Below are 14,905 nucleotides of genomic sequence, written 5' to 3' on the forward strand. Positions count from 1 at the left end.
GTAATATTCCATATTGGTCACATGTTACTGATTCGTTCAGGCAGGGTGGTACGGTTGAGAGAATTTCGATTCTTTTAATTGGTTACTTCCGTGCCTTTTTTTGTGTTCATTTAAAGTAAAATGTTAGAAAATCATCTAAAATTAGGTACAAGGAGAATCTAAAATGTTTTCAAAATTATTTAAGAAAACCCCAAAAACACCGCAGCTTATTTATGCACCCATAAATGGAGAGATTCTTTCCATAGAAGAAGTACCCGATCCAGTTTTCAGTCAAAAAATGATGGGGGAAGGAATGGCTATTGTTCCGATTGATGGAAATGTGTCATCACCAGTGTCTGGAAAAGTTATACAAATAGCTCCTACAAAGCATGCCATTGGTCTAGTAGCTGATGATGGAACGGAAATATTGATTCATGTTGGTCTTGAAACAGTTGCTCTAAAAGGCGAGGGATTTGATGTAAAGGTAAACGTTGGAGATTCCATAACTGTCGGGCAGTTATTACTGACCTATCATTTACAGCATATTAAGGAACATGCAAAAAGCGACATGTTGATTATGGTTATTACAAACAGTCAAACGAATACACATAAATATGAAATGTCTTTGGATAAAGTTGCAAGAATGGGTGAAACGGTCGTTATTAAGGTGACGAATACGTAAACGTTTCCTATGCCACATGTTTGGGGAGGAATGTTCCAGTGAAAATTAAAAAAATCTTGAATAATAACGCGGTAGTGGTTGAAGACGGGCAAATCGAGAAAATAGCCATCGGTACAGGCATTGCCTTTAACAAGCGAAGAAATGATCTTGTCAAAACACAAGAAGTTGAAAAGCTTTTTGTTATAGAGGAAACGGATAAGTTCCAGCAGCTTATAATGAGAATCCCTGAAAAACATTTCGAAATATCGGAAGAAATCATTTCCTATGCAGAAGAAAAGTTAGGTGTGAAATTAAGTGACCATATCCATATTGTTTTAACAGACCATTTGTCCTTTGCGATTGAAAGAGAACAGGAAGGAATCCATTTACAGAACAAGCTCCTTCAAGAAATTAAAGTACTCTACAAAACTGAATTTGAACTTGGTATGTGGGCAATTCAGCACATTGCAAAGAGGTTTCACATTAAAATGCCAATAGATGAAGCTGGCTATATTGCCCTTCATATCCATACAGCTAAACCACAAAATGGAGATATGAAGGAAACCGTAAGACAGACAGCCATTATCAGTGATCTTATCCAAACAATCACGGAATACTTGGATATTACGATACATCACGATGATATTTCTTACCAACGATTAATAACACATCTTCGTCATTCCATCTCTAGAGTAAAGCATTTTGAACTTCATACCATGGATGAGGAAATGCTAGAGATGATAAAAAAGAAGTTTCCGATTGCCTATCAATGCGCTAAGGAAGTCGTTCAAGTATTAATGAACACTTATGAAATGGAACTTCCGGAATATGAACTTGGCTACATCACTCTCCATATAGAGAGATTAAAGCAGCGTTGGAGTATACCAGAGAAAATATAAAGAATCATAGAGTGTTATTTTATTCATTTGAAAAAATTGATAGGGGGTTTTTTACATGATGAAATATCTACAGAAAATTGGTCGCTCATTGATGTTACCAGTAGCAGTATTACCAGCTGCAGCCATTTTGATGGGAATCGGTTATTGGATCGATCCTTCCGGTTGGGGAGCTGATAATCCGATAGCTGCGTTCTTCATTAAAGCTGGATCTTCCATTATTGATAACATGTCAATCTTATTTGCAGTCGGAGTAGCTCTAGGTATGTCTAAACACAAAGACGGATCAGCCGCATTGAGCGGGTTAGTCGCCTACCTTGTCGTTACCACTTTGCTTTCGATAGATTCAGTGGCTATGCTACAAGGCATTGATGCAGATAATGTAAACCCAGCCTTTGAGAAAATAGAAAATCAATTTGTTGGGATTCTCTCCGGAATCGTAGCTTCGATCATGTACAATCGGTTTAGTCACGTACAATTGCCAGCTGCCTTATCCTTCTTTAGTGGGAAACGTTTGGTGCCAATCATGACAGCGGTATCAATGTTGCTCGTTTCCGTGATATTATTCTTTGCATGGCCAGTCATCTTTACAGGATTGGTATCTTTCGGTACAGCGATTAGTAAGTTAGATTTTGTGGGTGCAGGATTATATGGATTCTTCAATAGACTTTTAATTCCAACAGGACTGCACCATGCATTAAACTCCGTGTTTTGGTTTGATGTAGCAGGAATTAATGATATCGGAAATTTCTGGGCAGGAACGGGAACTAAGGGAACTACAGGGATGTATCAAGCAGGGTTCTTCCCAATCATGATGTTCGGTTTACCGGCTGCAGCTCTAGCCATGTATCATACTGCAAAAACGAAAAGAAAAAAACAAGCGGCATCGTTAATGTTAGCAGCAGGATTTGCTTCATTCTTTACAGGGGTTACAGAACCACTTGAATTTTCATTTATGTTTTTAGCTCCGGCTCTTTATGTAGTTCATGCAGCCTTAACAGGTATTTCATTAGCCATTGCAGCATTTTTCCATTGGACAGCAGGATTTGGTTTTAGTGCAGGACTAGTCGATTTCGTTTTAAGTTCAAGACTACCATTGGCTAATCAGCCATATATGTTACTACTTCAAGGTCTTTTCTTTGCCGTTATTTATTATGTATTATTCCGTTTCTTGATTACGAAGTTCAACTTAGCGACTCCTGGCAGGGAAGCAGATACAGATGAGGATATTGAAGTAGATGGTAGCCATTCACCAGAAGGAAATAAATTCGCTGTCATGGCGGCCAAAATTTATGATGGTCTAGGCGGGGACGCTAATGTGACGTCTATTGATAATTGTGTAACACGCTTAAGAATTGAAGTCAAAAACATGGATGCCGTTGACCAAGATAAGATTAAATCAACAGGAGTACCAGGAATCAATATTGTCGGGCCACAAAGCATTCAAGTGATTGTTGGAACGCAAGTACAATTTGTAGCGGATGAAATGGAAAAAATCCGGAAATGAAGGAATGAAAGATAAAGAGCTGTGGATCTGTTATAGGTCCACAGCTTTTTGATTGTTTCGTTTATGGCCTGGCCATTTCATTATATTTAAATGCGTTCAATGTACCTCACCAAGATCCTTTTCCATTTCCTTCATCATCCTAATTGGTGATAACCGAGTCTACTTCCTACATGTTTCTTACCTCCTCTCCCGGCCCTTTGCCGTGCTCAGCAATCAAAAAAAGAACGCCTTGAGTGCCATTTAAATGGACAACTCATTGGCATTCTCCTTTTTCCTTCTACAAACTTTCAAAAGTGACACTTCTGGATTTATCTGATGACTCTCCCTTACTGTTTCAAAACTTTACTAAGTTCAACATCACTAACGTACCCTTGAAATGAATTTTTCTTACTGCCAATTCTTTCAAACGGAAGAATGAAAGTAGCTGTATATGGACGACCCGTCGCTTCAACCTTTTCATTATCACCTAAAACATCCACCAATTTACCATTCACATATAATGATGTTTCTTTTAACTTCGTTGCTATTTCCAACTCTACCCATTCTCCAACTGGTAGTGTGTAATCAAAGGAGTAATCATAGCCTTCTCTTGAGAAACCGACTTTGCCAGTTTCTCTTTGAACTGCTTTTAAAGAACCAGTGTCCGATTCAAATAAAATTTGCTCATCATGGCTAGTAGCCGTTCTTTTAACCTTAAAACGCAATGAAGAATCTACCCCAATTTTAGTTAGTGGTGTTTTAATGTAACTTTCGTTGCCTTTTAATTGTAAGGCGGTTCTTCCATCAACTTTTTTTAATGATGATTTAACGGTTTTACCTAGATCATAACCATTTCCCGATGTGTCTCTTTTATTTTTTAAGTTATATTGTGCAAGAGTATCTGTCTTACTATCTACTTTGTAGCGTAAATCTGTATTTGGTGCTTCATCAATTTCTTTCACTTTACTTGTGAATTGATTTTGATTTAACGAACCTTTACCCCATACTTTAGAAGCAAAGTATGGAAGAGCAGATTGGATACGATCATAAACATCGTATTCACTTGTACCATTTGAATATTGATCTATGGCATCATTCCACACCGCAAATGCAGCACCAATCATTTGTTTATCACCGGCAGGAATCGTGTTACTAGCAATATTATTTGGTTCCCAATCATTATAGAGAAATGAGTTATTTAAATAATCGTAGTAATATCCTGCATTAGGTACCATATATAGATGTCCATCATTCGTATTGATTAAATCAAAACCCGATTCATACATTTCATCCATTTTTGCCCATCCTGCATTCCACAAGTTAATCTGAACACCTTCACCTTTAACTGGTGTATTTCCGTTCATTGATGAAAAGCTTCCCCAGATACGAGCTTGACGCCCCGTTTTAGACACGGAATCCATCATATCATTAGAAAATCTTCTAAAAGCTTCTTTGTCTGCTGAGAATTCATCTGCACCAACATGTACAATGGTTTGTTCATCAAACACTGGATCTTTCCCTTCCATATATTCCGCAAATATACTTTGAACAAACTCTAAACTTGCATCATATTGTTTTGCTATATCCAAGTGATCATTCTGACGGCCATTTGTACCTAAACGTAAATCTGGTCTGACATTTGTAAGGGAGAGTGAGTGTGCAGGTGTATCAATCTCGGGGACAATGTTAACCCCATATACACGAGAATCTTTAATGAATTTTTTGAATTCCGCTTTTGTATAGAATAAATCCTTACTTGTTAAATCAGCTTTATTTAATCCATTATTCCCGCCTTTTTTTATGTCAGACTCGAGTCGGAATCCAGTATAAGCAGTTAATGGATCTAATCCCTGTTTCGTATATTCTTCCAAGAAAATAAAGTTGTCATTCAAGTGTATCTGAAAGTCGTTCAACTTGTACCATGACATTTCCTTCATTATCTGTTGTAGATAATCCATAGTGAATGTCTTTCTACCGACATCCAACACAAAACCTCTTACCTTATATTTTGGATAGTCCCTTAAAGTCCCTTTGGGAATGGTAATGTTATCATTTTGCTTTAAAATTTGAAGTATTGTTCTAGTTGCCCAGAAAGCCGCAGCAGGATTTTCTGCTTGAACACTTACTTTATCAGCAATATCGATTTTGTATCCTTCATCTTTTAATCCTGTACCCGCATCTATCGTTTCAAAATAAAAATCTCCGGCCTTTGCCTTACCACCTACCACTACATTAATTTTCTTTCCTGTCTGGTCCTTGTAATCAGCAGCAAACGTTTTTGCCATTGTCATTAAACTTTTATTCTTAACAACGATTTTACTAGAATTAGAAAATTTAAAGTTCCCAGTGGATCCCTTCCATTCCCGTAATTCTGGAATAACAACCGGACGCGCATTATCAGTATCCGTTTCTTTAAATCTTCCTGGAACCGTTACAGGCATCTCGGCAAATGTATATTCACCAGTCTTTGGTTCTGTAACCTTATAGGATACTAAAACATCTGTATCTACAAGAGGTTTGTAAATTGTGCCGTCCTCCCCAATTACTTGTTCGTAATCGGTTCCATTGTATTGAACGTTAAATCCTTCGGGCACCTCAATATCCAGTTCTGGTAATTTGGTTGTATCACCCGTAATTTCCGGCACTGGTATCAAACCAACTACGTCATATACTGTATTTTTGATTTCCCCACCATATACTTCAAATTCATATAATGAAACACTTGACCAGGAAACTCCACCAGAAACCTGATCTACATCTTCAAATTCATCAACATATAAACGAATGTATCTAGACTTATACGTTTTGTCTAATACGATTTTCTGTTTATTTAATTTGGGATGAGAAGCAAAAGTTGCGATGTTCTGCCAATCTTCAGCCTCCGCACCACCTGTGGAAGAGATCTGAATCTTATAATCGGTTGCATTTCTTCTTTCCCAGTTCAATACAACCGTTTTGATATCCCTTTCCTTACCTAAGTCGATTTCAAACCATTTCTTTCCTTGCACTGGATCACTTGCCCAACGGGTTTTATCATTATTATCTACTGCATTTGGGGCAACAACACTTGCTGCATTTTCCGTACCACTTGCAGTTACCTTTTGGTTGAAGGCAACGTTACGAGTAGGTTCCTGAATTCCTTTTTGTAGGTAGATACCGAATTCGGCCATGGAAACTGTAGGATATCCATGTGTTCTCTTTATTTCTATTTTTACGTATCTTGCTCGAACAGTATCTTCAATGTTCACTGTTTGAATGTGACCAGATCCATTTTCATTTGCAAAACTGTACACATTTTGCCATGATGTTTTGTCATCAGAAACCAAGATGTTATATTCTTTTGCGTTGATTTGTGCACTTTCCCAAACTAATCTGAATTCATTAAAGCTCAATGTTTTTCCTAAATCCACAATGGCCCATTGTGTAGGATTTGCTTCCGTTCCCCATCGACTATTTTCAACACCATCAACTAAGTTAGCCGGCTTCAAATGGTTATACGTACCACTTACGTCTTTACTAACTTCCACTGATTTATTTAATGCTAGGTTCGTATCACCTACTTGTTGATCCTCAACATCCATTCCATTTGCATAAATCGTTTTAATATTTCCAGCACCAATACCACCAGCAACTATTACAATCGCAAGTAAACTTATGAACCACTTGTGTATCACGTTCAAAATGGAACTCCCCCTTTTTTTCTACCAAATTTTTAAAATAGACCCAAACAATTGCTAGTTTCTTTCGTCTGAATTTAATCGCCCACTACTAAATCACAGGCATTCGTAACAACATCTAATGGATTAAGGTTGGACCTCGTATACATCATTGTGATTCAGGCTAGTTGTTCTTCACTGCCAATACCTCTTTTACTAACATTTTATAATCTCCTCCATATCTTATTTTTCATCTAAATTACTCCCCTCCCCCTTTAAATGAACGCAAAAAAGGCACGGAGGTATTCAATCAAAAGAATAGAAATTCTTTCAACTGTACCACCCTGCCTGAGCGAATCAGTAACATGTGATCAATATGGAATATTATTTATAAAGTAACACTAGTTATAAAAAAACACAATATGTAAACGCCGTTATTTTTGAACATTCAAAATAATCAAAACCTTTAATCGTTGTATAAAATTATGGATTATCGTTATTCACTATGAACAGAGTGAAATAAAACTTCAGTAAAGTTTCTAACAAGTGATATGGTACTACATTCACCAAGCAATCAGGATAAAAGTTGGGGTCAGATACCGACTGATCGTTGGATTTTACAGACTAACGACTCATTTACAAACTATTCAGTAAATTACATAATTAGGGATAATATTACTAAGGTGGGATTTTATGTATAGAAAATCATTAACAGTTCTATTAGCTACGGGGATGGTTCTATCATCTGGTACAGCATTGGCACAACCAAACGGAAACGGGGCACCAAATGCCCAGTCCAGCACAGCTTTTGATAACAAAGTTATTAAAAAAATCAGTGCGGACAATATGTATAACACGATTGCCTATCTATCAGAGGAACCGAGGGCTGCTGGTACAGAAGGCGAAATCCGTGCAGTCAAATACATAGAAAGCCAGTTTAAGAGTCTAGGTTTTGAAACAAAGATTCAGCCTTTTCCCATCTATGATACGGTGCAAACTGTAAAAGTGAAAATTGGTGACAGTGATTTAGGAGGAACACCGCGTGCCTTTAGCGGCAGTATCAGCGGAAAGGTCACCGCAGAACTTGTTTATGTTGGAAAAGCAAAACCAGAGGAAATTGGCGATAATGTATCCGGGAAAATTGCCCTAATCGAACGTGGGGACATTAACTTTGTTGATAAGGTTCAGAATGTCCTAAATAAGGGAGCGGTTGGCGTCTTGATGTACAACAACTCACCTTCAGGAAATAACTTTGGACAAGTATCAGCGGGGCAAAATATACCTGCTGTGGCCATTACTCAAGCCCAAGGGTTAGAGTTGGTGGAACAACTTAAAACTAAACCGATCACGACCACTCTGGAAGTGGGAAAAGTTGAAAGAATCGAAAAGACATCCTACAATGTCATCGCTTCCTTAAAGCCAAAACCAAATAAGGATAATGGTCAAATCATTACGGTTGGAGCCCACCATGATTCTGTCCCAGGCGGCCCTGGTGCAAACGATGATGCTTCGGGTGTATCGGCTGTGCTGGAACTGGCAAGGATCCTGGCCAAAACGCCAATTGACACGGAAATTCGCTTCATGACGTTTGGAGCGGAGGAAAGAGGGCTCGTTGGATCTTCCTTCTATGCGAATTCCCTTCCCAAATCGGATGTAGACCGCATGGTGGCTCACTTCCAAATGGATATGATAGGTGGACGTGATGCAGGCGCGGATAATCCAGCAGGCGGTTTGATCATGTATACCATCGATGGAAAGAAAAACCTGGTAACGGACCTGGGTTCCTCAGCAGGAGCAAGGACAATGGATGTAGCGATTCCGTTTGGACAGCTTGGCAGAAGTGACCACCAACCATTCCATGAGCTTGGCATTCCATCCGCCCTGTTCATCCATTCCCCTGTAGAGCCTTGGTATCACCAGCCTACAGATACACTGGATAAGATATCGAAAGAAAAATTACAGCAAGCCACTGAAATTATCGGCGCCAGCGTGTATCAAATTGCCCGTCCGGAAACGCCGGCATTAAAAAATGCACGGGTGGCTCCTGTCACGGTGGACTATGACTTTGAAAACCGTCCTGTAGACTGAGTATTGCATTGTACAGAAATGCTAGATTAATAAATTCATTAATTGATGGGGTACTGCTTACACACTCTTTTTCTTTTTTACATCAACTAAGGGATTTAGAAATGGTGAAAGAATGAATCATGAGGTGCTGGGCCCATAAAAAAAGAGAGCAGCTGTAAATTTCACAGCTGCTCTCTTGATTATCAAGCCCCATATTTAATAGAAATAAATTGAATGCTACATGCAAAAATTGTTTTGGTTTATGTTGTGTCGCTTTATCATTTGCTACCTCTTCCCAGTTGGATCAATTAATTCTGTCATTGTCCCCTAGGTTCCAATATCCAGTAATCCACCTTATCACCTTTCATCGATATTCGGACGATTATTCTATTAATTAAGGCTTCAACAATACTTTAATCGCTTCTGGATGATGAGCCATTTCCATGGCTTCTGCAAAGTCCTCAACTTTAAAACTATGGGTGACGATTCCTTCAGAAGTAAGTAGGTTTCTTTCAAATAAATCAATGGCAACGGGGTACGTGTATGGACCTAAGTGGGAGCCTCTAATATCGAGTTCCTTTTTGTCACCAATCACACTCCAATCCGTTGTTACCTCACTTCCAAATACACTAAATTCTATAAATCGGCCAAGTTTTCTAATCATTTCTAAGCCTTGTGTGGCACCAGTTGGATGTCCTGTTGCTTCGATATAAACATCACAACCATAACCCTCTGTTAAATCCTTGACGATTTTGATCGCATTTTCCTTTAATGGGTTAATCACCATATCTGCCCCAAGCTGTTTCGCTACGGATAATCTTTTCTCATTTGTATCTAAAACGATTAATTTCTTAGGGGTCTTTAAAGCAATGAGCTGGACCATACATAATCCTAACGTTCCTGCACCAGCTAGAACGACCACATCTTCAAATTCAATTGTTGCTCGTTGAACGGTATGGACCGCACATGCCATTGGTTCGACTAAGGCAGCTTCTTCCGCTGTGACACCATCACTAATTTTATAGATTCTGGCCGTATTGCTAAACTTCATATATTCTGCCCAAGCGCCTTCAGCCACGCCTTTTTGGAATCCATAAATATTATGAATCTCACACATCCAGTACTTTCCGGTTTGACAGAACCTACATTTTCCACATGGGTTAATCTGATCAGTTGTGACCCGGTCCCCAACCTGCAAGTCATATTTCTCAGCAGCACCTTCTCCTAATTCAGCCACAATTCCATAGAATTCATGGCCTGGAATAACTGGTGTTTTCATCCAAGGGTTTTCTCCGCCCCAATACATTTGTGAACCATGGTATGCCTTTAAATCACTGCCACATATTCCACAGGCTTCCACTTTAATCACTACTTCATCTTTACCTGCTTTGGGTACAGCTACTTCCTCCACACGGTAATCTTCTGGACCATATGCTACAACAGCTTTCATCGTTTCTGATAATATTGACATTAACAACATCTCCCTATAAATTTAGTTTTTTAATCAATTAATTCCTATAAATTAACGTTGATCTCCCTTTTCAATAGACTGTTAATCTTTCTGACGAAAACTACTATAATAGATGGCTCCAACGATAATGGCTCCTTTTAGAACTCTTTGAACGTATGGTGATACGCCCATTAAGTTAAGTCCATTACTTAACACACCCAACAGCAAGGCCCCAAGTATGGTTCCAAATATATGCCCACGACCACCAGCAATACTTGTCCCACCTAATACGACTGCAGCGATGGCGTCTAATTCATACCCTTCTCCGGCCATTGGCTGTCCTGAAGCAAGCCTTGAGGTCATAATTAAACCACTGATGGAAGCCGTGATCCCACTGATTAAATAAACAAAGGTTTTAATTCTTTTTACTTTCACACCAGATAATCTAACTGCTTCTTCATTACCGCCAATGGCATAAATATATCTGCCAATTGGTAAATGATTCAATATGATATAAGCAACAATAAATACTAGAATCATAATCACTGCAGGCATTGGAATCACGCCAAACAGATAACCTCTTCCGATAAAAGTAAATGATTTAGATACTCCAGATAATGGGTACCCTCCTGTATATAAAAGAGCTAATCCCCTTGCTACCTCCATCATAGCTAACGTTACGATAATAGCTGGAATTCTAGCACGGGAAATAAATAAACCATTAATATAACCAAGCAGGGCACCTAGAATAATCCCAATTAATACGGCTGCGATGGCTGGCATTCCATTGTTAATCATCAAACCAACCATGATCGTACCAGTAAAGGCCATTACCGAACCTACCGACAAATCGATACCACCTGTTAAGATGACAAAGGTCATTCCAACAGCTAAAATTCCATTAATTGAGACTTGTCTAATAATATTCGAGACGTTTTCAGACGATAAAAACTCTCCACTCGCAAAACTAAAAAATGTACATAATACAAAAAATCCTATTAAGGTTAACATCTCTGGGTTCTTAAACATTTCTTTTATGCTAAATGCTTTTCGTTGGTACTCTACTTTTTTGAGATTTAATTCACTCATTGATCAACACCACCCGTTGCATAGTACATTACTTTTTCAGACGTAGCTTCTGATCCATCAATTTCTGCCTTTATTCTTCCTTTGTGCATCACGAGAACTCGATCACTCATTCCTAAAATCTCAGGTAATTCAGAAGAAATCATGATAATCGAGAGTCCTTGGTCTGCTAAGTTTCTCATCAATTTGTAAATCTCTTCCTTAGCCCCAATATCAATTCCACGCGTAGGCTCATCAAATATTAATATTTTACAATCTGTATTTAACCATTTTGCTAAGACGACCTTTTGTTGATTACCACCACTTAAATTTTTCACCATTTGCCTGCTGCTTGGTGTTTTGATTAATAATTCTTTAATCGATTGATCAATAATGGCATCTTCTTTTTTCATACTAATAAATCCGAAAGAATTCCTAAGTTCTTTTAAAATAGGTAAACTAATATTATTTTTTATCGTCATATTAAGTACGAGACCTTGAGTCTTCCTACTTTCCGGAATGAGGGCGATACCTCGTGCTAATGCATCTGTTGGATTTTTAATATCCACCTTTTGCTGATTGATATAGACTTCTCTCTCTTTTACAGGGTCAGCACCAATTAGGGCTCTTACTATTTCAGTTCTACCAGATCCAACTAGACCAGCAATCCCAATAATTTCACCCTTCTTCAAGGAAAACTGAATATCGGTAATATGTTTATTACTTAATCGTTTCACCTCTAAGAGCATTTCCTTGCGATTACTGGATGGTTTTTCAGGAAAGGCATTGACGATTTCGCGACCAACCATCATTTTCACAATATCTTGCTTTGTAATGTCCTTTACTGTCCTTGTATTGACCCATTCCCCATCCCGTAAGCAGGTCATTCGATCACACATGTGTAAGATTTCATCCAAATGATGTGAAATATATATAATGGTTACACCATCAGCTTTCAATTTCTCAATTAACTCAAATAACTTATCAATTTCTTTTCCAGTTAGGCTCGCTGTTGGTTCGTCAAAAATTAACACCTTCGTATCAATGGCTATTGCTTTAGCAATTTCAATAAATTGTTGGTTGGCAACACTTAAATAAGCTACGGGTTTGTTCAAATCAATATCTGCATTTAACCTTTGCAATATTTCTTTTGCTTCTTTTCTCATTTTTTTTCTGTCTAATAGTCCATTTACCTGCTTGATCTCACGACCTAAGAATATGTTATCAACACCACTCAAATATGGGATTAAACTGAACTCTTGATGAATAATGCTTACTCCTAATAGTTGTGCTTGCTTAGGATCCTTGAATGTTACTTCTCTGCCGTCTAAACGAATTTTACCGGTAGTAGGGGTATAAACTCCTGAAAGGATTTTCATTAATGTGGACTTTCCCGCCCCATTTTCCCCAACCAAGGCATGAACCTCACCACGTTCAATATCAATACTGACGCCCTTAAGTGCCTTAACCCCTGGAAACTCTTTCGTTATATTCTCAATTTCTAATACCTTATCCACTGCAATCACCTTCCTCTATTGATTGACTTAGCAGGGCGCTTTTCACATAAGTTTTAAGCGCCCGCTTGGATGAATTACCAGCTAAAGTCTTTTGCGTTTTCTTTTGTTTGTAATTCCACATCAATCGGAACTTCTGTAGGTACTACTTCAGCTCCCCATAGTTTTGCTAACGCCATACCAAGTGCGATTCTTACTTGATCCCTTGGAAATTGTGCGGTAGTGGCTTTAAACACGCCGCCTTTTACAATGGCTTCAATTGCTTCTGGGTGACCATCAACACTATAAATCCATACATCTTTTCCAGATGCTTCGATTGCACCTAAAGAACCTAACGCACCTTCATCATTAACACTGAATAGTGCATTTAAATCTGGATTCGCTTGTAACATATTTTCTGTCACTTTCATCGCTTCAGCTCTGTCTTGTTTCCCGTTTTGAGTGTTAACAATTTCAATTCCCGGATTCTTAGCAATGGCTGCTTTAAATCCTTTTACACGCTCAAGGATTGGTACAACTGGAATACCATCTAAGATGGCCACTTTTCCTTTACCACCTAAATCTTTCGCCATCTTTTCACCTGCTAGATAACCTGCATCATAGTTTTTAGAACCAACAAATGAGTCAAGCGGACCTTCAGCTTGTGCATCAACTGCCACTACGATCACACCCGCTTTTTTTGCGGCCTCAACAGCTGCTTCTGCACCTTTACTATCAGTAGGATTAATTAAGAGAATGTCAATTTTCTTTTGGATCATATCGTCAATATCATTAATTTGTTTGGATACATCGTGTTGAGCATCCGCAATCACTACTTTTGCACCAATAGCTTTTGCAGCATCTTCAAACGCTTCTTTCATGGAAATAAAGTAAGGGTTGTTCATTTCTTGGAAAGACATTCCTATTTTTATCGTTTTTGCTTTTTTGTCTCCGTCCGCATTGCTTTTGTCGGAGCATCCAGTAGCAAATATCATGATGGTTGCTAGTAAAAATACCAATAATTTCTTGGACAACTTTTTCATTTTTCTTATTCCCCCTTGAATTTTTAAATTAAAAGAATTCGTCATTTTAAGAAATATAATCCAATAAAAGCGATTTATAAAAAACGTACCACCCCCCTTTCATAATAGTAAACGAGTCCTTGTACACGCTTTCATTTATCCAAGAAAACAAAAAGGTGCCTTATATACGCAAGTCATTATGTTAAAAAAACATAATAAATTACGTAAATAAGGCACCCGTAGCCATCAAAAATTTTATACCAGCCGTAAGTATAAAACTTAAAATATTAATTTTAAATACTAGTAGTTGTATGTTCTATACCTATCGTAAGTATAGAATCTTTTTTTGAATTTTCTTTCTATTCTAATTATATTACATACTATAACATATATTACAAGAGTTTAGTATAAAATTTTAAATTATTCAAAATGAAGTAGATTATCTGCTTCAATAAGTTCTTTCGCTACGACGATTAATTTTTTATTTTTATCTCTACTCAACTTTTGCAATCGTTTCATTGCTTCTGCTTCTTTTAAGTTCATTCTGTCCATTAATATTCCTTTGGCTTTTTCAATATGTTTACGCGCTTCTAACGCATTCTTTGTACTGTTTAGCTCGTCCTGTAATTTCTTAAATTCTTCCAGCTTAGATAAACTAATATTAATCGCTATTTTTAAATCCCCAATATCGATTGGCTTTAGCAAATAATAGAGTACACCTACCTCTGTGGCTCTTTTGATTAGTTTTTCATCATGATAACCACTAATAATAATACATGGGATAAATAAGGTTTCATTTATCTTTTTAATCGCATCTATACCATCAAGATTAGGCATATTAATATCCATTAAAATGAGATCTGGCTTATTCTCTAGCGCTAATTCCACTGCTTTTACCCCGTCTGTAGCCACTCCTACCACTTGATGGCCCAGCTTTTCAACGTATGACTTAATCCCCATTAGAACTAAAAATTCATCTTCGGCAAGCAAAATTCGCAATGATTTTGTCACTATTCCTCACCCCATTTGATATTTGTACACACACGCCGAAATGAAAACGCTATCTATTATTGCCACATGTCCTGTACTTTCTAAGCTTATACTACTTTATAGTAACTTCTCCCTATATA

Annotated in this window: 10 protein-coding genes; 4 read left to right on the plus strand and 6 right to left on the minus strand. The window is 37.8% G+C overall.

Annotation, left to right across the window (positions count from 1 at the left end; translation table 11 throughout):
- Nucleotides 1–163: 163 nt before the first annotated feature.
- From ACIQXU_RS04410 to nagE, 3 genes are read left to right on the plus strand one after another with little or no spacing between them, the layout of a single operon-like run.
- A complete protein-coding gene (locus tag ACIQXU_RS04410) occupies nt 164–661 on the plus strand; it encodes a PTS sugar transporter subunit IIA (protein ID WP_402986939.1) in 498 nt (165 codons plus the stop codon).
- Nucleotides 662–699: 38 nt separating this feature from the next.
- A complete protein-coding gene (locus ACIQXU_RS04415) occupies nt 700–1,539 on the plus strand; it encodes a PRD domain-containing protein (RefSeq protein ID WP_402986941.1) in 840 nt (279 codons plus the stop codon).
- A gap of 55 nt (nt 1,540–1,594) precedes the next feature.
- Nucleotides 1,595–3,043: an N-acetylglucosamine-specific PTS transporter subunit IIBC gene (nagE, locus tag ACIQXU_RS04420; protein WP_402986943.1), complete on the plus strand. Its 1,449-nt coding sequence runs from the start codon at nt 1,595–1,597 to the stop codon at nt 3,041–3,043.
- 326 nt (nt 3,044–3,369) lie between these two features.
- Here the strand turns inward: nagE and ACIQXU_RS04425 are convergent, their stop codons facing one another.
- On the minus strand, nt 3,370–6,696 hold the full coding sequence (locus ACIQXU_RS04425) for a galactose-binding domain-containing protein (protein ID WP_402987390.1): 3,327 nt from the start codon (nt 6,694–6,696) through the stop codon (nt 3,370–3,372).
- A gap of 675 nt (nt 6,697–7,371) precedes the next feature.
- On the opposite strand from ACIQXU_RS04425, the gene ACIQXU_RS04430 reads away from it, so the two are divergent.
- A complete protein-coding gene (locus ACIQXU_RS04430; protein ID WP_402986945.1) occupies nt 7,372–8,766 on the plus strand; it encodes a M28 family peptidase in 1,395 nt (464 codons plus the stop codon).
- Between the two features lie 373 nt (nt 8,767–9,139).
- Here the strand turns inward: ACIQXU_RS04430 and ACIQXU_RS04435 are convergent, their stop codons facing one another.
- From ACIQXU_RS04435 to ACIQXU_RS04455, 5 genes are all read right to left on the minus strand, one after another.
- Nucleotides 9,140–10,216, minus strand: a complete 1,077-nt coding sequence (locus ACIQXU_RS04435; protein WP_402986947.1) for an alcohol dehydrogenase catalytic domain-containing protein — start codon at nt 10,214–10,216, stop codon at nt 9,140–9,142.
- 81 nt (nt 10,217–10,297) lie between these two features.
- The gene (locus ACIQXU_RS04440; RefSeq protein WP_402986948.1) at nt 10,298–11,284 is read right to left on the minus strand and encodes an ABC transporter permease; all 987 of its coding nucleotides are present in this window, start codon (nt 11,282–11,284) and stop codon (nt 10,298–10,300) included.
- The gene (locus ACIQXU_RS04445) at nt 11,281–12,777 is read right to left on the minus strand and encodes a sugar ABC transporter ATP-binding protein (RefSeq protein ID WP_402986950.1); all 1,497 of its coding nucleotides are present in this window, start codon (nt 12,775–12,777) and stop codon (nt 11,281–11,283) included. The genes ACIQXU_RS04440 and ACIQXU_RS04445 overlap by 4 nt, the downstream gene beginning before the upstream one ends.
- Before the next feature lie 74 nt (nt 12,778–12,851).
- Nucleotides 12,852–13,796, minus strand: coding sequence for an ABC transporter substrate-binding protein (locus ACIQXU_RS04450; RefSeq protein WP_402986952.1), 945 nt, complete (start codon nt 13,794–13,796; stop codon nt 12,852–12,854).
- Nucleotides 13,797–14,195: 399 nt separating this feature from the next.
- On the minus strand, nt 14,196–14,786 hold the full coding sequence (locus tag ACIQXU_RS04455) for an ANTAR domain-containing response regulator (protein ID WP_402986954.1): 591 nt from the start codon (nt 14,784–14,786) through the stop codon (nt 14,196–14,198).
- Nucleotides 14,787–14,905 lie beyond the last annotated feature (119 nt).

Source organism: Peribacillus sp. NPDC097284 (assembly GCF_044761765.1).
GTDB lineage: Bacteria > Bacillota > Bacilli > Bacillales > DSM-1321 > Peribacillus.